The following is a 21,399-nucleotide window of genomic DNA, read 5'->3' as shown; positions in this document are numbered from 1 at the left end:
TTTATCTCCTCTTTTTCGCCTTGTATTGACGGCATTTTATTAAAAATGCCTTTGGAAGTTCCGGAATGCCATAGTAATAAAAATGAGGAAAGCCTGCAAACAAAGTGTCGGATGCGAATATACATTCCCAGCCTCTGCTGCCCACAGGTTTTTTTGCATAGAAATCCTGCCCGCAGCAGTCGGAATCATAGTAGTGAAATTCGTGGGCTGTAAGTTTTGCCGGACCGGTTCCAAACAAGGTTCCCGATCTCTGATGTAAAGAAATATATCCGAACCTCGAAAGTCTGTCCTTTTTATATGCCTTCCCCGGAATCACGCCTGCCATTTTCCTGAAAACGCCGTCTTTATCCTCCATCTCCCTGTGAAGATACAGAAAGCCTCCGCACTCGGCCATACATGGAAGGCCGGAGGACACAGCAGATGCAGTCTCTCGTCTCATCGCATGATTTTCCTCAAGTTCCATTCCATAAAGCTCCGGATAACCGCCGTAAAAGATCAGTCCGTCCAAATCTTTCGGCAGGTGTCTGTCATGAATGGGCGAAAAAAACACAAGTTTTGCTCCCATGTCACTGAGCAGTTCTAAATTTTCTCTGTACATAAAACAAAAGGCCTCATCTTCCGCAATTCCAATCCTTACCTTAGAAAGGTCTGTGTTCTCAAAATAATCCGGAGGATCTGTTTCATCATCTGCCTCCAGAGAAGCGGCACCTTCCGCAATCCTGAATAATGTATCCCAGTCAATGGTTTCTCTCATAATGCCTGCAAGACGGTGAAGCTTATCTTTGATATCCGTAATCTCCTCCGGCAAAATAAGCCCGAGATGGCGACTTTTAAACACACAGTCCGGGACTTCCGGCACATATCCCACAACCGGGATGTCCAGCTGTTCCTCAATCAACTGCTTCATCCGGGGATAGAGCATCGGAGATATCCGGTTTAAAAGGACTCCCCTGATCCCGCTGTCCTTTTTCCATGATAAAAAGCCATGGATCTGAGCCAGAACAGAGGTGCTCACCCCTTTTGCATCGACGATCAGGACTGCGGGAGTGCCTGTGATTTTACACAGTTCATATGCACTGGCTTTTGTCGTTGTCCCTCCGAGGCCGTCATAATACCCCATGACCCCTTCCATCACAGCCAGATCGGCGTTTTTTGCATGGCGGACCAGCAGGGATCTGACTGCCGGGCCGGGTGTCAGAAAGGGGTCTAAATTCCAGGCATCGGTTCCGACTGCTTTGCGGTGAAACATCGGATCAATATAATCCGGTCCGCACTTAAAGGACACCGTCTTTCTGCCCATCCCGCCGAGGGCGGCAAGAATGCCGCAGGTCACCATCGTCTTCCCGCCTGCACTCTGCGGGGCCGTAAATAAGAGTCTGTCAATCTTCACGGCACGCCTCCCCGGTTCCGGAGCAGGCAAGGATATAAACAGGATTTTCTCCCATCATCAAATGATAGCTGCCGGCTTTTTTCGCCCTGCTCACCGTCACATTCACGATATCCGGCTCCGTAACAGGCAGAGTTTGAAAGGCCTTGACTGCCTCTGTAAGTGTCTCCAGAGTAATGCAGTTCATAACGATCCTGACCCTGGGATTTTTCTTTAATACAGAATGAAGGATTTCTGTAAGATTGCCTGAGGTTCCTCCAATAAAGACATGGGTTGGGGGTTCCAGCCTTTTTATTGCCTCCGGTGCCGTTCCTTCCACGATATGAATAGAATCCATACAAAATTTTCTCCGGTTTTGACGGATCAAATCTGCCGCTTCCAGTTTCTTTTCCACCGCATATACGCGTCCTTCATATGCTTTCTCTGCCATCTCTATGGAGACAGATCCTGTGCCTGCACCGATATCATAGCAGACAGCATCTTTTAAAAGCTTAAGCTTTGAAAGAGTGATGCTCCTCACTTCCTGCTTCGTCATGGGAACCTTCCCGCGCACGAACAGATCATCCTGTAAACTGTGAAGTGCAAAACGTTTCCGTGGCCTGGGATTTTCCACACAGAGCACACTTAAAGCATCCGTCCGGCAGCAAAGGAATTCCTGCGGCAGACCGGATCTGATCTTTTCGTCGGGGTAAGAAAGCCGTTCCCCCGTATGGAAGATAACGTCGTCAAGGCCATATTGAAGGAGTTCCTTTGCCAGCTCCCCGACTTCTGTTCCTGTGCCCAGGATCGCAAATACCTTCCTGCTGGACGCTATTTTCTGTACAAGATGTGTTTTCTGTCCATGGCAGCTTACCATCACTGCATCTTCCCAGGAAAGATGCAGTTTCGCCATGAAATAGGACAGAGAAGAAATACCGGACACCGCTTTTACATTCCATTCTTTTTCTGAAGACAGCAGTCCGTACAGTTTTTTTGCCCCGCTGTAAAACCCGGGATCTCCTGACATAGCAATGACAATATGGTAATAAAATGGATGAGACTTTATGAAGGAAAAGATTTCCTCACTTTTGTATTCCTTATAAAGCTCTGCCTTATGAGCGTTTCCGGCCGCTTTTTCTGCTGCCTCCAGCACCCGGCCGGCTCCGATCAGAAGATCTGCATTTTGGCATGCACGCACTGCCTCCCCGGTCATCATTTCGATACTTCCCATTCCCACGCCTGCAAGAGTAATCTCCGGACGGTATGGTATCTGAAAACGCTCCCTAAGCATCTTCCGGCATTCTTTGAAGTTAAGCCCCTCTTCCTTTTTCGGCCTCCCAATAATCAGAAGCTTTGCCCCCGCCTCTCTGGCGGCCTCTAATTTTTCCGGAAATCCGCCTTCCATTCCGGAGGCCTTTGTCACCATCCATTTACAGTCATACTGCCTGAGCATTGCAGTATTCAGTTCCTTTGAAAACGGCCCCTGCATGCAGATCAGGCGGCTTCCCCGAAACCCGAGTCCGGCACAGCTTTTTGCCACGTCCGGCAGGGAGAGGACTCTCGCATAAATCCTCTCTTCATAACCAGGAACCGCGGTAAACTCTGCCAGATCTTTGCTTCCGGTTGTCAAAAGAACATTTCCCTCTGTACGTGAAAGAAACTCCGCTGCTTCTTTTGCGGAACTGACATATGTAATGTCTCCTCCGTCCCATGTCCCCTCGTCCCTGACCAGCCGTATCAGCTCCGTATGGGTATGGATACAGGCTGACCGTATATTCTCCGTCACCAATTCTGCATACGGGTGTGTGGCGTCTACCACAAGATCCGGTTTTTCGGTTCTGATCTGTTCTTCCATCTTTTCTGCGGAAAGCCTTTCATAGGACAGGACCATATTCTCCGCTTCCCCGATCAGGCTTTTTCCATATTCAGTTGCAGTAAATACAAAGACCTCCACACCGGCCCGGCTTAGAAACCCCGCCAGTTCCCGGCCCTCTGTGGTGCCCGCAAATAAAAATACTTTATACATCTTTATATCCTCTCGGAGTGACCATCGCTTCGGACAGGGTCTTTGTCTGGGAATTCCCAACAAATACTGTGGTAAACATATCGGCCTCTGCATCTTTAAGGTCCTTAAGAGTCAGGAGAAACTTTTCCTCCCCCTCTCTTCCAATATTTTTTACGATTCCGCATACCGTGTCCGGGGATTTATACTTGAGCATGAGTTCACAGGCCTTTTTCAGATAATCCCGCCGCTTTTTGCTGGACGGATTGTACAGACAGATAGAAAAGTCTGCCCTGGAAGCCGCAAGAATCCGTTCCTCGATGGTTTTCCATGAAGTCAGCAGATCACTCAGGCTGATGACACAGAAATCATGGGTCAATGGAGCCCCAAGCAGCGCTGCTCCGGCTGTGGCCGCCGTGACCCCCGGTATGACTTCCAGTTCTGTATCAGGATATTGTGCGCCGATTTCATACATCAGACCAGCCATCCCGTAGATTCCCGCATCCCCGCTGCAGATCATCGACACGGTCTTTCCCTTCCGCGCCTCCAAAAATGCCATCCGGCACCGGTCTGCCTCTTTTGTCATGGGGGTAGATAAAAATTGTTTTCCCGGCAGGTGATCTCTTACAAGATCAATGTATACGGTGTATCCGATGATGACATCGCTCTGTCTTAAAATATCTGCCGCCTTTGCGGTCATCTGTTCAAACGCTCCCGGGCCGATGCCCACTACATATATTTTATGACTCAAACCTGATCCTCCAATCTTTTAACGCAAGAGCTGCGGTCACGCCGTTTCCTGCCTGTCTGCCCACGATCAGTTCTCCTCCGTCTCCGGCCGCCAGAAGGGCGCTTCTCTCACATACATTATCTGCGCCGGTCACACGGCTGACAAAGGCAGAGGACATAAATGCTCCTTCTGCCTGCATCAGCTCTTCGGCAGTGAAACTTTGAAAAGGAATTCCTTTCTCCCGGCAGAAAACAAGGAGCCCGCGTTCTTCCTTTTTTAAATCAATGCTGGCTGTCAATCCCAATGCCAAAGGCTCAATCCGGCCTTTTTCACAGGCCTGTAAAAAAGCCTGTTTTATGGCTTCTTCCGGCGTGTCTTTTCTGCATCCCACTCCAAAAACGACTGCTTTCGGAATCAGCCTCAGGGTTTTCTGAAAAGGAAGAAAATCCTTCCTCACAGAAATGCAGATGCCGAGTTTTGTGTCTTCTCCCCGTACCAGTCCCTCCGGCAGATTCCCAGACACCGGAAAGTCACTGTGAAACCCGACCGGAGTCCCTGACAGCAGAGAGGCTGATATTTCTTTGGCAAGCCCAAGATCCATGATATGCAGACGGTGCTTTTTTGCAAACAGATCCACCGCAAACACCTGATTTATATCCGTAGCCGTAGTAATCACAGGAACAGCCCCCGTGAGGAAAGCCGCCTGTTCTGCCAGATCGTTGGCGCCTCCCAGATGTCCGGACAGCAGAGGAACCGCAAAGCTCGCTGCCTCATCGACCGCTATGACTGCGGGATCAGTGTCTTTGCTTTTGACAAAAGGTGCAATGGCCCTCACTGCGATCCCACAGGCCCCGATGAAAAATAAGGCTTCTTTTTCCTGAAACTGTCTTGCGGTCCAGTCATTTAATGATTCTGTCACACAGTGTACATCCCGGTTCTTAATATATCTGGATTTCACTGAGATCTCTGCCTCGTGACCTGACTTTTTGAGACCCGTCTTCAATTTCCCGGCAATATTCAATCCTCTTTGGCTAAAGCAAATGATGGCTGTCTTCATTTTTCGATTCCTTTTCTGTATCCCGTAGTAAACTCCGGATCATAGAGCTTAGACCTCTTATAATGGTGATGGGAGACCGCATCTCCCACAATGATCAGCGCTGTTTTCGTGATCCCGTGCTCCCTTACCGTCTGGCAGAGAGTCCCCACAGTGCAGAGAAAGGTCTGCTCATCCTCCCAGGTCGCCTTATAGACGATGGCCGCCGGTGTCTCCCGGGTGTATCCGCCTTTCACAAGCTTCTCTGATAATTCTTTTATCATTCCTGTACTGAGGAAAATCACCATGGTGGCCTGATGGGCAGCAAAGGATTCGATGTTTTCTTTTTCCGGGACCGGAGTCCTTCCCGCCATCCTTGTGATGATGACGCTTTGTGACACATCGGGAAGTGTATATTCTAAGTTCAGGGCAGATGCCGCTCCGCAGAAAGAACTGACACCAGGACAGTAATCATAAGGGAGTTCTTTTTCATCCAGAAGGTCCATCTGTTCCCTGATGGCGCCGTAAAGACATGGATCTCCAGTGTGCAGCCGGACTGTGTCCTCTCCCGCCAGTTCCCCTTCTTCCATGACCTTGAAAACTTCTTCCAGTGTCATTTCTGCGCTGTTATAGAGCTTACAGTCAGGTCCGGCATATAAAAGAAGCTCCGGATTGACCAGAGATCCGGCATAGATCAGGATATCCGCTGTCTCGATCAGCTGCTTTCCCCGAACGGTGATCAAGTCCGGCGCTCCGCTGCCTGCTCCGACAAAATAAATCATTGTACATCCTCCTGTTCCTTTACGATAATCAGAGAGTAATACCCTGCCTCCTGGGGGATCTCTTCAATGCTGTCATAAAGTCTTTCATTTTTCATTCCGCAGTTTTCTACCATTCTTCCGGCCAGTTTTTTTTCGGACAATTTCTCCTTCACCTGAGCCAGTTGTTTTCCGGCCTTCATGAATACTTTTGTCCCCGAAAGTTCCAGCCAGTCTTCCACCTCATATGCAGCCGGTATAATGTGCAGTGCCTGATCTTTCTCTGCAAGCCCTGTTTCCATCCTGGCAGCGGCCGCACAAAAGGAAGGAATACCGCTTATGATCTCTGCCGGAAATCCCTGTTTTCTGACGATCTTATGTAAATACAGGTAAGTGGAATACACTGTGGGGTCACCGAGCGTTAAGAATGCGACATCCATCCCTTTCTTAAGACATTCTGTCAGAAAAAAAGCCCCCGATTCATGGCTCTCCCTCAGTTTTTCTTCATCTCTCGTCATAGGCATGTGGATTCCGATCAGTTTTTTATCTTTTATTTCCGGACACGCCTTTGCCGCGATCTGAAAAGCTGTGCTTTCTTCCGGATTTCTGCCCGGAACAGCGACTGCCCTGCACTCCCTGATCTTTCTCACTGCCTTTAAAGTCATAAGTTCCGGATCTCCCGGGCCTACTCCAATTCCATATAGTGTTCCGCTCATTCTGTCTCCTTTAGTTTCTGCCATAATAAATCGGTGTGTTTCGTCTGCCCCAGAAATCCGTGCCCGCCAGAAAAGACCACGGCACCGGTCAACAGCCTGTCATAGGCCCTTCGGGAAAGATTTTCCCCGATCCTTTCTAATACGTCTTCCATCGTCCGTTCCAGAATCCCTTCTGATTCCAGAAAAGAAATGCCTTCCTCCGTCGTCTTTATTTGAAGGATCTTTTTGACCGTTTTAAGGCCGGCCCCGTTTCTTACTGCAGCGGCTGCCATAAGCTCTGCCCGGCAGTCTGCCTCTCTCGAGTGGGTATTCATGATCCCGCCTGCAAGCTTGATAAACTTTCCGATATGGGACACAAACAGAATTCCCCTGGCTTTTAAATTGACAGCCATGTCTATCGTATCACCCACAAAGTTACTGCACTTTAGTATATTGTCTCCCGAAATGCCGCAGTGTGTTTTTACATAGTCAGCCCCGTAATTGCCGGGCGTCACTAAAAGATATCCGTTTCCCTCTGCGAGAAGAATCCGCATCTCTGCCTCAATACTTTTGACCATCGCCGCTTCGCTCATAGGTTCTACGATCCCGGTGGTCCCGAGAATTGAAATGCCGCCTTCGATCCCGAGGCGCGGATTGAAGGTTTTCTTTGCCGTCTCCCCGCCCTCCGGCGTCCGGACGGTTACTGAGAGGCCGCCTTCATAATCGGAACGGTCAAGGACTTCCCGCACGGCATCTGTGATCATCTCTCTCGGCACAGGGTTGATGGCCGCCTCGCCGACTGGCAGGAAAAGGCCTTTTCTTGTAATTCTGCCGATCCCCTCTCCTCCTTCGATGAAAATTCCGGGAGAAGGGATTTTTTTCACCTCCGCATAAATATGAATACCGTCTGTGACATCCGGATCGTCCCCGGCATCTTTGGTAACACAGCAGGAAACCGAATTATCTGATACCCTGAAATCCTCCAGGGGCAGAAAAAGACGGATACCCGCAGGTGTCAGAAGAGAAACATTTGATTCCTGTGTTCCCAAAAGCAGGGCTGCGGCGGCTCCTTTGGCAGCGGCGGCCGCACAGGAGCCTGTCGTAAAACCGCATCTCAGTTCTTTATTCTGTTTTATGACCTTATGCTCTTTAAGTCCCCTGCTCATAGAATTCCTCCCGGTTGTCTTCTCTAGCACAATGTGGGCAAGCCCACTTCAACGCCCCAATCCCTTACTCTTTGAGGGGCTTGATAACTTTGCGTGCCAGATGCGATTTGCCGAAGGCAAATAATTTCCTTACGCATCTGTGCACAACCCGCGGAACGTTTTTATTTCATAGGGAAGGTCATAGGACTTTCCTGTGAAATGAAAAAAAGGAATCCATCACTTCCAGTGTCAGATCTACATCCTCCTGTTTCATAGCATTGTTAAAGAAAATAGCTTCAAACTGAGAGGGGGCCAGATGGATTCCGTGATCCAGCATATAATGAAAATACTCTGCAAATGCCTGTACATCGGAAGTCTTTGCGTCCTCATAATTGGCAACCGGACGGTCCGTAAAAAACAGACAGCTTAAAGACCCTGTCCCTGTAATCTGATATTCCTTTCCGTGCCGCCTTAGGATCTCTTTTACACCGCTTCTGAAAGACTCTCCGAGTTTCTCAAGATGCCGGTAGATTTCCGGGTGTTCTTTCAGAATCGTAAGTTCCGTGATGCCGGCCGCCATGGCAACCGGATTTCCGCTCAGAGTCCCGGCCTGATAAATGCTGCCGAGAGGTGCGATCATTTCCATGATCTCACGCCGTCCTCCGTAGCAGCCTACCGGCATGCCTCCTCCGATGATCTTTCCGAAGGTGGCCAGGTCCGGCGTCACGCCGTAAGTTCCCTGTGCACCTGCAAGTCCCAGCCTGAAGCCGGTAATGACCTCATCAAAGATCAGCAGTGTCCCGTTCTTGGTACAGATATCTCTGAGTTCCTGCAAAAAGCCTTCTTTCGGCAATACAACCCCCATATTTGCCGCTGCCGGTTCAATGATCAGCGCGGCGATCTGTCCCGGATTTTCTTCAAATAGTTTCCTAACGCTGTTTATATCGTTATACACCGCAGTCAGGGTATCCTTCGCACAGCCCTTTGGCACACCGGAGCTGTCCGGGATTCCTGCCGTCATCACACCGGACCCCGCTTTTACGAGCAGTGCGTCAAAATGTCCATGATAACATCCCTCAAACTTGATGATCTTATCTCTGCCCGTAAATCCTCTCGCAGCCCGGATCGAACTCATCACGGCCTCCGTGCCCGAATTGACCATGCGGACCATATCAAAACACGGCACCAGATTGCACAGCAGTTCTCCCATCTCCACTTCGATCTCTGTAGCCGTACCAAAGCTCAGCCCATTTTGTGCGGCTTCCACGACCGCTTTTTGGATCTCCGAATGGTTATGTCCGAGGATCATCGGTCCCCAGGAGCCGATATAATCCAGATAGCGTTTTCCCTCTTCGTCATATACATAAGTACCTTCCGCTTTTTTAATGAACCGCGGACAGCCTCCCACAGACTGGTAAGCCCTCACCGGGCTGTTGACGCCTCCTGGCAGCACCCGTTTGGCACGGTTAAATAAATCTTCTGATCTGGTCATCATCCGATCCTCCCTTCCCTCATAAATCCGGCAATCTCCTTAGCAAAGTACGTCAGGAGTATATCACAGCCTGCCCGGTAAATCCCGGCTGCCGTCTCACAGATCATCTGATCCTCATCGATCCAGCCCTTCATGGCTGCCGCCTTGATCATGGCATACTCCCCGCTGACGCTGTATGCAGCTACTGGAAGATCTACCGTACTGCGCACTTCTCTCACAATATCCAGATAAGAGAGAGCCGGTTTCACCATGATGATGTCCGCTCCTTCTTCACAGTCCTGTTTCACTTCCTTCAGGGCCTCCAGGCGATTATGATAATCCATCTGATATCCCTTCCGGTCTCCGAAGGAAGGGGCAGATCCTGCGGCATCCCGAAACGGGCCGTAAAAAGCGGAAGCATATTTGGCCGCATAGGACATGATCGGCACATCTGTGTAACCGTGCTGATCCAGCAGACTTCTGATCTCAGAGACCCGGCCGTCCATCATATCAGACGGGGCTACCATATCGGCCCCGGCCTGTATCTGGGACAGGGCTATCTTAGCGATCATGGGCAGAGTCTTATCATTGTCCACCCGGTGTCCGCTCAAAATGCCGCAGTGTCCGTGGGAGGTATACTCACACATGCACACGTCTGTAATGTAATAAAGATCCGGCACTTCCTTCTTTGCCTTTCTCAATGCCTTCTGGATGATGCCGTCCTCTGCCCACGCCCCGGTGCCGCACTCATCCTTTGCATCCGGAATTCCAAACAGCATAACACTCGGCACCCCGGCATCTGCCATTTCGTTCAGAGCTTCCGGCATGCGGTCCAGACTGTACCTGAACTGTCCCGGCATGGACGGGATTTCTTCCTTCACATTTTCTCCCTCCCGCACAAAAAGCGGATAAATGAGAGAAGACGCATCCATCCTCGTCTCCCGCACCATCTTTCTCAATACCGGTGTAGACCGTAGCCTTCTTGATCTTATTGTCATATCCATTCTGCATCCTTCTTTCTGTATCATTTATTCTCGTATCTGTTCTGCAAGGCGCCGGCCAAGCTCACCGGCACTTTGTGCTTTTCCCCGAATGCTCTTTTCCCTTCCGGTGCCGTCTGATTCATCGCAGTAAAACCCGGTAAGGTTAAGGTCGCTTCCTGTAATCTCTGCATATGCCGCGATCGGAGAAGAACAGCCCCCGTCCAAAGCACGTACAAAACTCCGTTCCGCCTCGGTCACAAGTTCCGTCCCCCTGTCATGGATACATGAAAAAAAGGACTGGTCAAAATCTTTTCTCACCTGAACGCACAGTGTCCCCTGTCCGGCCGCCGGCAGCATTTCTTCCACAGAAAAATAACGGCTGATCCGCTCTTCAAGGCCTGCCCTTTTTAGTCCCGCGGCCGCCATGATCAATGCAGAATACTGTCCGCCGTCCAACTTACGAAGCCTCGTATGGATATTCCCTCGGATACTTTGAAATTCTGCTTCCGGAAACAGGCCTCTGGCCTGCAGAACTCTTCTCGCACTGGAAGAACCGATCACCTGTCCGGGTTCCCCAAAATCTCCGGTCAAAGGCAGCACAATCACGTCTCTTGGATCACCCCGTTTGGGCACTGCCGCCACGGGAAGGTCATCGGAGATCTCCATAGGCAGATCCTTCATGCTGTGGACCGCCATATCGATCCTTCCGTCCAGAAGAGCCTGATCAAGCTCTTTCACAAAGAGTCCCTTTCCTCCGATCTTATCTAACGTCTTATCAAGAATCTTATCCCCGGTAGTTTTCAGAGTCACCAGCTCAAAAGAAAGATCCGGATAATTTGCTTTTAACTGCTCTATTACAAGTTTTGTCTGAGCCACAGCCAGAAGGCTTTCGCGGCTTCCGATCCTCAGTCTTTTTGGTTCCATATCAAACTCCTGATTCTGTCTGCTGTCTGTTTTGTCTTTTTATGGTCGGTGCCTCCGGATGTGACCCCGATGACAATATCGCCGTCCTTTATAACAGAAGGAAAATAAAAACTGCACTCTTCTTTGCAGTCGCTGATATTGACGGGCATTTTCTCCCTCCGGGCTTCCAGAAAAACAGCGTGATTGACTTCCCTGTTATCTGTTGCGGCAAGCACCATATCAAAATCTTTCAGGTCTCCCGGAACATAACTCCTTGAAATCCAGGTGACAAAGCCGTCAAGGACCATATCTTCTATCCCTTTGCAGACAGACAGTGATATGACTGTGATATGTTCATGAAACATTTGGAGTGTCTTAAGCCGCCGCAGGGCGATTGCTCCTCCTCCGACCATCAAAATCTTGAAATCCCGGATATCTGTGTACATCGGAAAATATCCCATGGTCAAGCCTCCTTAAAAAATATCCACCTCATCTGCCGACAGTTCCAGCGCCTCAAAAATATGTTTCCACTCCTGCCTCGGGAGCACATCCTTAAGGCCGAAGAGAATCCGTTCAACCGCTGATTCTGATGCCCTCATCACCTCTTTTTTAAGGCCGCATACATCCTGGTGTTTTTTTCTGAGTTCCCTGTATGTTTTCTTCAGCTTGGCATTGGTCAGCTCCCCGGCAGCACTGCCGACCGCCCGGACCAGCGGAATATAATCCCTGAAATAATACCAGTTCATAAATTCATCGGACTGCTCACAAATAATTTCTTCTGCCTTCTTAAGCTCCCCGTCATCTGCCGATACCTGAAGGCCCAGATCGTCCATATCTAAAAGGCAGCATCCGGGCAGCTCTGCAAGACCCGGGTCCAGATCCCTGGGCACTGCCAGATCTGTAAACACATAAGAGCGGTGCTCTTTAAAAGTCTCTGCCGCCTGCTGTGCGCGTATCGTATAGTGCGGGCTTCTGGTGGCACTGAAAATAAACTCCATAGCTCCCATGGCGCTGTAACGGTCCTGGTAAGAGACAACACCGCATCCTGCCGGGATCATGACGTCCTGTTTCCGATACTGCCGCAGAGTCATGGAAACACAGGCCCCTTTATGTACCAGCCATGCGGCCAGAAGACGGCCCATTTCTCCGTTTCCGATAACCAGACATTGTTTTCCTTTAAATGAGCCGTATTTGTCTTCCAAAATCGAAACAGCCCGTTCCGGCACGGAGGTGTCCCTGCTTCCGATCCGGGTTTCCGTTTTGACTTTTTTTGCCGCCGTCACAGCCATCCGAAACAGCGTGTCCAGAACAGGGTCCGGCTTACAGCATTCTCTGGCACGGTTAAGGGCCTCTCTGACCTGGGACACAATCTGGTCTTCCCCAAGGATCTGAGAGTGGAGCCCGCTGGCCAGTTCCATCAGATAAAAGACGGCCTCGGCCCCGGCCCTTCTGACGAACAGTTCTCTCCCCGAATCCTTTAAAAGAGACAGCTGTGAAAAAAGGTAATCCAGAGGGTCAGGTGTCAGATTATAAAACCAAAGTTCTGTCCGGTTGCAGGTCGACAGAACGATACAGGACGCATTTGGGTCCGTTTCCTTCACAGACTTCATGAATCGGGTGGCTCCCGAATCTGTAAATGCAAACGGCTCCCTCTCCTCCACCGATGCCGTATGATAATCTATTCCTATCATCGAAAGTTCCATAACTAGCTCCTTTTTATATCTGAAAGAATTTTAGCACGTTTTACAGAAAAAGCGCAACTAAAAACAAAGCTTATCCGGCATTTCTCTGCCAAACACCCGGATAAGCTCAGAAAAGTATACCCGCAGGGCACACCGTATTTAATACCCTTCGGGTGGACGTGCTTCGCACGATAAGGTATATGGAATGTTATTTATGCTTTGCATTCTTTTTACAGTTTGCCGCAGCCAGACCGCATACCAGAGCCGTGAGCATGACTCCTGCCCAAGCTGCAAATTCCAAAGGCTCCCCAGCTTTAGCCGCATTTTGGGTGACCCGCTTCGATTGCGCTGAACTGCCGGTCTTCGGTTTCGGCATAGTGAGGTCAGAAATCACCTGGTCTGTCAATCCTGTGAGATTATCCACAGAGCTGCCCCCATTGACTTTAAATACAATGGATGCCTCGGCTCCCTGAGCACCTCCGTATTCTCCGCAATGCCGCCGTTGATTGTCAGATTGCCGTTCTGAGGATGATAAACTGCGGCTCCGCCGATATTGAAAGCTTTTACGGTGCCTGATTATGATCTCCATTTCCAATCCTCAGGCCATATCCCATCATGCCGGCGTTTGGATTCAATATAAGCTTCATATTCTCCAGGTGCAGTTTGACTCTTTGTCTTGCAAACACCGGTATGCTTAACTTGTCTGATTCGCTGCTGTCATTGGTGATCGTTCCGTTTTTCTGCTTGACTTCAGTCGTTTCCCCATATTTATTTATCACAAAAGACTGCTCTTTTATGGAGCCAATACTGTATCCGTTCAAGTCCAATGTCATGGATTTATCAATCGAGAATTGTTCATTGGACGAACATGCCATTCGCCTCTTCCATAATATATCCTTTGAGCTTTCTCCATCGGCCTGAAAGATGACACCATTATCATCTACCTGATAAAATATATTTCTTCTTTCTTGCATCAACACTTGATACAAACTAAGCATTTGAATACAAAATGAGTAAGTCCACAACAGCATAATAGGCTCGTGCATTCTTCATGCGTATTTCAAAACGGTTTTTAATCTCTGTGTCCAAGTCAACCCGTTTTATCACACCGCCAGCCGTCATACAATCGAGCATGAAGTCATACCATGAGCGTTCCTGTGCCCCCTTGTTAGATAACGGGGGCTACATAAAGCTCGCCACAGGCTCGCTCACAGACGAAGTGAACCAGCCACTTGCAAGCATGGCGGAAAAATCCTGAGATTTCCCCGCCACCGTGTCTGGATCACTCCGTCAATGTGAGTTGTGTAGCCGTTACAATCTTATTTCAAGATCTTTTTCGGTTCTCCAATATTTTCTTTTTCTTCAATACGATTAGAATTGCGATTAATAGTCCGCTTATTGCGAACAATGATATATATAACACTATATTTGTTCTGTCACCCGTTTTTGGACTGTCTGGCGTATCAGGTTTATCAGGTGTGGATGGCTTCTCTGATGTCACTTCCTTGTGGTTGATAAACTTGATTCCCACATTACCATCCTCTGGAACTGTTCCTTTGTCAGCAGTAGAAGTAGTCACATAGCCGTCCTGGTTGGCTTCTGTTTCTTCTACTGTATATCTGATACCAGCAGGAAGTCTCACAGCTGTTGCTCTCTGCCCGTGTTTCAATGTGAATGTAGCCACGCCGTCCGCGAAGTCCATATCTCCAAATTTTCCGCTGATTGTCTTATCATCAAGCGTAACCGTGAAATGGAACTCCTTGTCTTTATCGCCGTGTGTTCCCGCAACTTGTTTTGTTACTGTCAAGCCACCTGTTTCTGTTTTTGCATTGACATATTTAATGGTATTAGATGGCTTTTTTTGATCCATCTCGGTCACATTCTCATCCACTATAATAGTTCCGGTAACCTTTCCAGAAGCTTCGTCTTTATTTATCTTTCCACTTCCTGTAGTAACAATCTCTTTGACCCCATAATATGTGTTTTTGGCTTCTGTAATGGTATAGGTTGCCCCTTTTGGTAAATTATAAATCAAAACCTTTTCACCAGCTTTAATTGATAACACGCCTTTACCATCTTGCAACTCAATATCTGATTGTTCAACCCAGTTTGGACTCTCAACATCAGTCGGGCTTTTAAACCATGATAAAGAGTTCAAAGGCGTCCCATCTGCTTTTGTGAAATATACGTTGAAATTGAAATCCTTATCTGTTGATTGCGTATCAACAGATAATTGCTTTTCTAATTCTAACATTCCAGGGTCTGTGGCATTAATAAAACGAACATAATTGTTTTTATCAAATTCATCCCCATAATCAACACCCAATGTTAATTTTTGACCTAATCCATCCTTAATTGTTCCTGTCATAAAGGTTGTTGAATCTTTTGGAGTCAATGGAATAACTGTAACATTACTTGGATTCAAGTTATCAGGGTATCCTGTACTAGATGAATCTACTCTTCCTAATTCTCTTACATTATATCCATAGCCTTTCTCCAAATCCTTATCAGTATCTTTTGGCAAATGAGAAATCAGCACTTTCTCTCCATCCTTTAAAAAAAATTTTGTTCCACTGACAATTGAAGCATTAGAAGTACTAATTTCTTTTCCATTTGCATCATATCTCTTATATGGATATTGATTAACCATAGAATTTCCGTCAGGTGTCGTTAAATCCAACTGAAATGCATATACACCTTTATCTTCTTTTGAATTGCTCTTAACATTTTTCTCAATTTGAATTGCCTGATTAAAAGTAATTGGATTTGTTGCTAACTCTTCAAATGGAACTGTAAATCTCATATAGCATGAAGATCCAGATGCTCCTCTTTCTGTGTAATATACAGATAAACGATATGTTTTCTTATTATCTTTATATGGAATACCTGTGGCAATTGTCTCTCCATCACTATTTTTTATATCTTCTGCTCCATCAATAAATTCCCATAAATCTACGTACATACCTAATGACGAATGAACTCCACCCATGTCTGCCACTTGTACACTGTTAGTATGATCAACTGTAACTGTCCCATCCTCAGAAACAGTTGTTTCTGACAAGAACACTAATAAATCATCATCTCCATAAAAGAAGTAATTCAACGGTCCACAATATCCAGGTTGTAACACAAAATCAAAATATGTTGTCATACCAAAGTAAGAATTATGATCATTATTTTGATCATCACTTGTTGGAAGGGCTCCAGATACTTTAGCTCCAGAACCATCAATTCCTACAAAATTTCTAAGATCTTTGGAATTTAAATTTCCAAATTTAAGATCGTGTCCATCAGTTCCATATGATGAAGCATAATCCATCGGCCAAAATTCATTTGAATAAAGAGATGATTTATTTTTAGAAATTTTATCCAACTTACTGCTGACTTGTTTCCCTTTATTGTTCTTAACTCCAGATAAAGTATATGTACCTCCAAGACGAGAAAACTGTAAGCTATAGTTTTCTTTGGAATTTTCTGTCCCATATCCACTATATTTTAAATATTCCGTTTTCCCTTGTATTCCATTTGGATTATCTATACCATCTGAATTCAAAGTATCTTTAGCTGTTGAAAAGATTGGAGGTGCATTTACCCCCTCACTCCACTTAATACTTCCATTTTCATTGACGCCTTGACCCAAACTAAATGTTGCCCCTCGAAGACTCGGACCATAGAATGTAGTACCCCATTTACTGGTTCCAGCACGATTTCCTGCATTAGTCATATTTAATGATGCCGCTACACCGTTAGAATCATTCCAAGTATTCTTTCCTAATCCAGTCCCAGCATTATCGTTTCCAAAAGCAAATTTTTGCTCTGCTCCAGCAGGAAGATTATTTCGGTTATTTATACCTTGTTTTGCTGTGTTTGCATAAAATGTTACATTTTTCAATTCATCTTTGCTTTGATAAGAAGTTGGAAGTTTACCATCTACATTAAATTTACTGTTTGAAACTAATTGATCTAAAGTTTGTGCTTCTATTGCCTTATCAACCTTTTTGCTTATATTATCTACCTCTTGACCATCTCTTGCTGCATTAGCTGCAGCTTCTGTAGTATAAATCCATCCATCCGTTATATCATAATCGAAAAAATTCACTGCATCATAATTATAATTTTCTTCTGTAGTTGGTTCAAAAACTAGACGAATGACCGTATCTTCAGTAATTAAAATCGTATAACCGTCTTTTGAATCTCCAATATATTTCACACCATCAGCATTTGTAGTTTTTGTGGAATTAAATGCTGGATTGTCCTTATAGTTAGTGAAAGTAAACTTAGAAGGATCATGATGGATTCCATCATCCATTACAGGTGCATCTAAGACATAAAAATCCTCTTCATTAGTACTATCTTTATCCTTACCTTCTTTCAAAAGCCAAACCTGTTCTAATGTATAATTCTTATTATAATGATTTTCACTTTTATCATTATAAAGCTTATTCATGAATCGCATTTGTGATTTTTCAAAGAAATATGTTTCCTCATCAGCAAACAATTTTCGTAATTCATTTTCTGTTTTTACTGTTCCATCATCATTTAAGTTTAGTTGCGAATGTGGACTTTGTTCATATAATTCATCCACGCCATGGTTCTCTCCATAACTATTTTGTTTCTTAAAATTACGTGGTAAATTATTTTCCCGTGAAGCATCTGTTCGCCATACAATCATCGTATCTGTCTTAGATGCTTGCGCATTTACTAAATCCATTCCTGTCTTATCTCCAGAATTTGGAATATCTAAAACCATCGCTGGGTAATTTAAATAATGTTGAATAGTATATTTTGGATTATATTCACTATCTGTTATATTCCCATTCGTATTTCCTTCTGCTTTAATTTGCAAAGACATACAATTTAATATTAAAATTACTACAAAAACCACACACACAAATTTTGACATTATGTAACGAAAATTCTTCTTGACACTCTCTTTATACATATTTCTTCCCTCTTTTCACTCATTTTTCTACAGAACGCAAAAAAGACACAGATCACCATATAATTAGTGTATCTGTGCTTTTGGTATGTCTATATAGGTTGTACGCAAAAAAGGCAGACTTTACCTGTCTGTCTGTCTGTCTGTCTGTCTGTCTGTCTGTCTGTCTGTCTGTCTGTCTGTCTGTCTGTCTGTCTGTCTGTCTGTCTGTCTGTCTGTCTGTCTGTCTGTCTGTCTGTCTGTCTGTCTGTCTGTCTGTCTGTCTGTCTGTCATAGTATACCAGTTTCTAAGCATGTCTGTCAACCCCTTTTTATACAAAATTAAAAAGTATTTTTCTTTTCCTAATACAAGTTAATTTTACACTATTTTTAAGCACCTGTCTATAATATTTCAGCATTCATCAAACATAGCAATAGAAGTCGTTATACAATGTTCTTTCATTTGTTGTACTATTGTCGTAAATCCTTCAATATTTCCTCTTGCTCATTCATTTAAATGCAGTATTTATAAGGCTTTTCTTTGTTCCCGTAGTGTTTTTCAGTTCAAAGAAGTCACGGAGTCTCTTTCCTGAGAGGTAAAAAAGGAAAATGCAGCAAAGCAGAATGATTTTTCTGTTTTGCTGCATTATACCATATTCGGCTGAATCAGGCCTTTTCTCTCAATTTTCTTTTATTCTTGGTCACCGCTTTTCAGCGCACGCATAGAGTTGAGGATTGCAATCACCGATACTCCCACATCCGCAAAGACTGCTTCCCACATATTTGCCATTCCGGCTGCGCCTAGAGCCAATACAAGAGCCTTTACACCTAAGGCAAACACAATATTCTGTTTCACTATCCGCAGTGTTTTTCTTGAAATATGAACGATGGAGGCAATCTTTCTGACATCGTCGTCCATCAATACCACATCGGCAGCTTCTATGGCCGCATCAGATCCCATGCTTCCCATGGCAATCCCAATATCTGCTCTTGTAAGCACCGGTGCATCATTAATACCGTCTCCGGCAAAAGCAAGCTTTTCTTTCTCTCTCTGATTTTTCAGAAGCTTTTCCACCTGGGATACTTTGTCGCCCGGCAGGAGTTCTGCGTATACTTCATCAATTCCTAATTGTACGGCAACAGATTCAGCTGCCTCTTTCCTGTCTCCGGTGAGCATAACACATTTTTTAACGCCTACCTGCTTCATGCTTTTGATTGCCTCTTTTGCCCCGTCTTTTACCGTATCAGAAATGACGATAGCGCCTGCAAACACACCCTCAGAGGCCACGTAGACGACAGTCCCGGTACTGTTGCAGGAAACATAGTCAATGTGCTGCTGTCTCATTAACTTGCCGTTTCCGATCAGAACTTCTTTCCCATCAATCAGGACACGGATTCCGTGTCCTGCGATTTCTTCAGCCTCGGACACACGGTTCATATCCGCTGTTTTTCCGTATGCTTCTTTAATAGAACCGGCAATCGGGTGATTCGAATACCCTTCACCCAATGCCGCAAGCTCAAGAAGTTCCTCTTCTCTGCGTCCCTGCGGCAGGATCTCAGTCACTTTAAATTCACCTTTTGTCAGAGTTCCAGTCTTGTCAAATACTATGGTCGTCATCTCAGATACAGCTTCCAGATAATTGCTTCCCTTGACCAGTACACCGATCCTTGAGGCAGCACCAATCCCTCCGAAAAATCCCATAGGCACTGAAATTACCAGCGCACATGGACAGGAGATTACAAGGAAAATGCAGGCTCTCTGAACCCATTCACCCCAGCCTCCTCCTAAGATCAGTGGAGGGAATACCGCAAGGATCACGGCACCGATTGTTACCACAGGAGTATAATATTTTGCAAATTTAGTAATGAAATTCTCTACATTTGCCTTCTTGCTGCCTGCATTTTCCACCAGTTCCAGAATCTTTGCAACAGTGGAGTCTTCAAATTCTTTCGTCACTTCTACTTTCAGCGTACCGCTTCCGTTGACGCATCCGCTGATCACTTCATCACCTGCAGCTGCCTTTCTCGGAACGGACTCGCCGGTCAGTGCGGCTGTATCGACCAAGGATTCCCCCTCGATTACCACGCCGTCCAAAGGAATTCTTTCCCCCGGTTTTACAACAATGAAACTTCCTATTTCAACTTCATCAGGATCAACCTGTGTGAGCGCTCCATCAACCTCGATATTCGCATATTCGGGGCAGATATCCATCAGCTCTGAGATAGACTGGCGGGATTTTCCCACCGCATAACTCTGGAACAGTTCCCCCACCTGATAAAACAGCATAACGGCCACAGCTTCGGAATACTCTTTCACTCCAAAGGCTCCGAACGTAGCGATCATCATGAGGAAATTTTCATCAAATATCTGTCCATTTCTAATATTTCTGGCTGCTTTGTAAATAATGTCATAGCCGATCACCAGATACGGGATCAGATAAATCACAAACAAAGTCCATGAACCTTCCAAACTTTGGAGGTTGCCCGTATGTTCCGCGATCATCAGCCCTGCAAGCAGGAAAAATGCTGCAATGATCCGGATCAGCATCTTTTTATGTTTTTTTGTCATAAACATAGTCTCCTTATATTGAAAAACAAAACCCGGAGTGCGGGATCGGCTCCGTTCCATCCGGGTTTTATCAGCTAGATGAGTATCCTGCAGTCAGGCTCAACCTTGGCACAGGTACTGACAACCTTCTGCATGATTTCATCAAACTTTTCATCTTCTGCGCTGATCGTCATTTTCTGAGTCATAAAACTTACACTGGCGTCATTTACTCCCGGTATTTTTTTGATTGCCTCTTCCATCTTTGCCGCACAGTGTGCACAGTCTAAATCCTGTAACTTAAATTTTTTCTTCATGATATCCTCCCATTTTAATTATGATTATTCTTCAATATGATCTCTTCCCTGAGCGATGATCGTTCTTACGTGACCGTCTGCCAGTGAATAAAAAACTGATTTTCCTTCTCTTCTCGATTTTACCAGCCTTGCCTGCTTCAGTATCTTCAGCTGATGTGAAATTGCAGACTGAGTCATATCAAGAGCCTCCGCCAGGTCACACACACATACTTCCGCTTCAAACAGAACAAACAAAATCCTGATCCTTGTAAAATCTCCAAACACCTTAAAAAGGTCTGCCAGATCCTGCAGTTCACTTTCCTCGGGCATCTTTTCATTTACTGCTTTCAGAAGGTCATCATGGACCTGATAGGTATCACAGCAGTCTATATCATGTACTGTCAACTTCTCACCCTCCTTTTATTATTATATTCATTCATATGAACAATCATTCATATGTTATGTGTTTATCATATATCTCTTTTACCAGAATGTCAATCATAAATTATAAAATATATTTATATTTTGCCTGTCTTATCATCTCTTCCATATAACTTATAATAAGGGCTTTTCTCAATTACCTTCTTATTCGGCACCAAAAGATGGAATTTTCACCTGATCCTTTGAATATTTATGAAACAAGGTTTATAATAAAAAAATTAAAGCATGAAAGGAGGATAAAGATTGAAAATGAGAAGTAGAGGGTATCCATTTATTTAATCGCATAACAAATAAGCCATCTTCCGGTGGCTACTTTAAAAAGTGAATATTGAAAAGTTAAGGTTATGCAGTTGCTGACTTGATCTTATAACCTTGATTCCTTGCTATGATGATGGCCTGTTCTACCGTGATTTCACGGTCAACAGGGGGCA

The 21,399-nt window shown here is 45.7% G+C and carries 19 protein-coding genes; all 19 read right to left on the bottom strand.

Annotated elements, in window-relative coordinates:
* Position 1: 1 nt before the first annotated feature.
* A complete protein-coding gene (locus tag CI597_RS15635) occupies positions 2–1,390 on the bottom strand; it encodes a cobyrinate a,c-diamide synthase (protein ID WP_024727636.1) in 1,389 nt (462 codons plus the stop codon).
* Positions 1,380–3,392 (bottom strand): bifunctional cobalt-precorrin-7 (C(5))-methyltransferase/cobalt-precorrin-6B (C(15))-methyltransferase, encoded by a 2,013-nt coding sequence (locus CI597_RS15630; RefSeq protein WP_024727637.1) that lies wholly within the window; start codon positions 3,390–3,392, stop codon positions 1,380–1,382. Before CI597_RS15630 ends, CI597_RS15635 begins: the two co-directional genes overlap by 11 nt.
* Entirely contained in the window at positions 3,385–4,119 is a 735-nt protein-coding gene (gene cobJ / locus CI597_RS15625) for a precorrin-3B C(17)-methyltransferase (protein WP_024727638.1), read from the bottom strand. The genes CI597_RS15630 and cobJ overlap by 8 nt, the downstream gene beginning before the upstream one ends.
* Positions 4,109–5,155, bottom strand: coding sequence for a cobalt-precorrin 5A hydrolase (locus tag CI597_RS15620; protein WP_024727639.1), 1,047 nt, complete (start codon positions 5,153–5,155; stop codon positions 4,109–4,111). The genes cobJ and CI597_RS15620 overlap by 11 nt, the downstream gene beginning before the upstream one ends.
* Complete coding sequence (cobM, locus tag CI597_RS15615) at positions 5,152–5,913, bottom strand: precorrin-4 C(11)-methyltransferase (RefSeq protein ID WP_024727640.1); 762 nt, start codon at positions 5,911–5,913, stop codon at positions 5,152–5,154. The genes CI597_RS15620 and cobM overlap by 4 nt, the downstream gene beginning before the upstream one ends.
* Positions 5,910–6,605 (bottom strand): precorrin-2 C(20)-methyltransferase, encoded by a 696-nt coding sequence (gene cobI, locus CI597_RS15610; protein ID WP_024727641.1) that lies wholly within the window; start codon positions 6,603–6,605, stop codon positions 5,910–5,912. The genes cobM and cobI overlap by 4 nt, the downstream gene beginning before the upstream one ends.
* Positions 6,602–7,750, bottom strand: coding sequence for a cobalt-precorrin-5B (C(1))-methyltransferase CbiD (cbiD, locus tag CI597_RS15605; RefSeq protein WP_024727642.1), 1,149 nt, complete (start codon positions 7,748–7,750; stop codon positions 6,602–6,604). The genes cobI and cbiD overlap by 4 nt, the downstream gene beginning before the upstream one ends.
* A 178-nt stretch (positions 7,751–7,928) precedes the next feature.
* Positions 7,929–9,221: a glutamate-1-semialdehyde 2,1-aminomutase gene (gene hemL, locus CI597_RS15595; protein WP_024727643.1), complete on the bottom strand. Its 1,293-nt coding sequence runs from the start codon at positions 9,219–9,221 to the stop codon at positions 7,929–7,931.
* Positions 9,221–10,204 (bottom strand): porphobilinogen synthase, encoded by a 984-nt coding sequence (gene hemB, locus CI597_RS15590; RefSeq protein WP_024727644.1) that lies wholly within the window; start codon positions 10,202–10,204, stop codon positions 9,221–9,223. The genes hemL and hemB overlap by 1 nt, the downstream gene beginning before the upstream one ends.
* A gap of 24 nt (positions 10,205–10,228) precedes the next feature.
* Complete coding sequence (gene hemC / locus CI597_RS15585; RefSeq protein ID WP_024727645.1) at positions 10,229–11,107, bottom strand: hydroxymethylbilane synthase; 879 nt, start codon at positions 11,105–11,107, stop codon at positions 10,229–10,231.
* Positions 11,089–11,547 carry a precorrin-2 dehydrogenase/sirohydrochlorin ferrochelatase family protein gene (locus tag CI597_RS15580; protein WP_024727646.1) on the bottom strand — a complete coding sequence of 153 codons (459 nt, stop codon included), beginning with the start codon at positions 11,545–11,547 and terminating at the stop codon, positions 11,089–11,091. The genes hemC and CI597_RS15580 overlap by 19 nt, the downstream gene beginning before the upstream one ends.
* A 12-nt stretch (positions 11,548–11,559) precedes the next feature.
* Entirely contained in the window at positions 11,560–12,789 is a 1,230-nt protein-coding gene (hemA, locus tag CI597_RS15575; RefSeq protein WP_024727647.1) for a glutamyl-tRNA reductase, read from the bottom strand.
* A 187-nt stretch (positions 12,790–12,976) separates the two neighbouring features.
* Entirely contained in the window at positions 12,977–13,357 is a 381-nt protein-coding gene (locus CI597_RS15570; RefSeq protein WP_024727648.1) for a hypothetical protein, read from the bottom strand.
* The gene (locus tag CI597_RS15565; RefSeq protein ID WP_143266095.1) at positions 13,332–13,643 is read right to left on the bottom strand and encodes a hypothetical protein; all 312 of its coding nucleotides are present in this window, start codon (positions 13,641–13,643) and stop codon (positions 13,332–13,334) included. The genes CI597_RS15570 and CI597_RS15565 overlap by 26 nt, the downstream gene beginning before the upstream one ends.
* Positions 13,644–14,092: 449 nt before the next feature.
* The gene (locus tag CI597_RS15560; RefSeq protein WP_024727650.1) at positions 14,093–17,710 is read right to left on the bottom strand and encodes a DUF7601 domain-containing protein; all 3,618 of its coding nucleotides are present in this window, start codon (positions 17,708–17,710) and stop codon (positions 14,093–14,095) included.
* A 52-nt stretch (positions 17,711–17,762) separates the two neighbouring features.
* Complete coding sequence (locus CI597_RS15555) at positions 17,763–18,002, bottom strand: hypothetical protein (protein WP_095143006.1); 240 nt, start codon at positions 18,000–18,002, stop codon at positions 17,763–17,765.
* 375 nt (positions 18,003–18,377) lie between these two features.
* Positions 18,378–20,255, bottom strand: a complete 1,878-nt coding sequence (locus CI597_RS15550; protein ID WP_024727652.1) for a heavy metal translocating P-type ATPase — start codon at positions 20,253–20,255, stop codon at positions 18,378–18,380.
* A gap of 74 nt (positions 20,256–20,329) precedes the next feature.
* Complete coding sequence (locus CI597_RS15545; RefSeq protein ID WP_006567070.1) at positions 20,330–20,548, bottom strand: heavy-metal-associated domain-containing protein; 219 nt, start codon at positions 20,546–20,548, stop codon at positions 20,330–20,332.
* A 24-nt stretch (positions 20,549–20,572) separates the two neighbouring features.
* The gene (locus CI597_RS15540; protein ID WP_024727653.1) at positions 20,573–20,932 is read right to left on the bottom strand and encodes an ArsR/SmtB family transcription factor; all 360 of its coding nucleotides are present in this window, start codon (positions 20,930–20,932) and stop codon (positions 20,573–20,575) included.
* Between the last annotated feature and the right edge of the window lie 467 nt (positions 20,933–21,399).

The sequence above is a fragment of the Anaerostipes hominis (ex Lee et al. 2021) genome, assembly GCF_002270485.1.
Classification (GTDB): Bacteria; Bacillota; Clostridia; order Lachnospirales; family Lachnospiraceae; genus Anaerostipes; species Anaerostipes hominis.
This window is presented reverse-complemented; position numbering and strand designations above follow the sequence as displayed.

What these genes read in the sequence shown, in the direction of transcription:
- CI597_RS15630 (WP_024727637.1), bottom strand. Translation starts at nt 3,392, where the DNA reads ATGTATAAAGTATTTTTATTTGCGGGCACCACAGAGGGCCGGGAACTG.
- CI597_RS15620 (WP_024727639.1), bottom strand. Translation starts at nt 5,155, where the DNA reads ATGAAGACAGCCATCATTTGCTTTAGCCAAAGAGGATTGAATATTGCC.
- cobM (WP_024727640.1), bottom strand. Translation starts at nt 5,913, where the DNA reads ATGATTTATTTTGTCGGAGCAGGCAGCGGAGCGCCGGACTTGATCACC.
- cobI (WP_024727641.1), bottom strand. Translation starts at nt 6,605, where the DNA reads ATGAGCGGAACACTATATGGAATTGGAGTAGGCCCGGGAGATCCGGAA.
- cbiD (WP_024727642.1), bottom strand. Translation starts at nt 7,750, where the DNA reads ATGAGCAGGGGACTTAAAGAGCATAAGGTCATAAAACAGAATAAAGAA.
- hemL (WP_024727643.1), bottom strand. Translation starts at nt 9,221, where the DNA reads ATGACCAGATCAGAAGATTTATTTAACCGTGCCAAACGGGTGCTGCCA.
- hemB (WP_024727644.1), bottom strand. Translation starts at nt 10,204, where the DNA reads ATGGATATGACAATAAGATCAAGAAGGCTACGGTCTACACCGGTATTG.
- hemC (WP_024727645.1), bottom strand. Translation starts at nt 11,107, where the DNA reads ATGGAACCAAAAAGACTGAGGATCGGAAGCCGCGAAAGCCTTCTGGCT.
- CI597_RS15580 (WP_024727646.1), bottom strand. Translation starts at nt 11,547, where the DNA reads ATGGGATATTTTCCGATGTACACAGATATCCGGGATTTCAAGATTTTG.
- hemA (WP_024727647.1), bottom strand. Translation starts at nt 12,789, where the DNA reads ATGGAACTTTCGATGATAGGAATAGATTATCATACGGCATCGGTGGAG.
- CI597_RS15570 (WP_024727648.1), bottom strand. Translation starts at nt 13,357, where the DNA reads ATGGAGATCATAATCAGGCACCGTAAAAGCTTTCAATATCGGCGGAGC.
- CI597_RS15565 (WP_143266095.1), bottom strand. Translation starts at nt 13,643, where the DNA reads ATGGCATGTTCGTCCAATGAACAATTCTCGATTGATAAATCCATGACA.
- CI597_RS15560 (WP_024727650.1), bottom strand. Translation starts at nt 17,710, where the DNA reads ATGTATAAAGAGAGTGTCAAGAAGAATTTTCGTTACATAATGTCAAAA.
- CI597_RS15555 (WP_095143006.1), bottom strand. Translation starts at nt 18,002, where the DNA reads ATGCTTAGAAACTGGTATACTATGACAGACAGACAGACAGACAGACAG.
- CI597_RS15550 (WP_024727652.1), bottom strand. Translation starts at nt 20,255, where the DNA reads ATGACAAAAAAACATAAAAAGATGCTGATCCGGATCATTGCAGCATTT.
- CI597_RS15545 (WP_006567070.1), bottom strand. Translation starts at nt 20,548, where the DNA reads ATGAAGAAAAAATTTAAGTTACAGGATTTAGACTGTGCACACTGTGCG.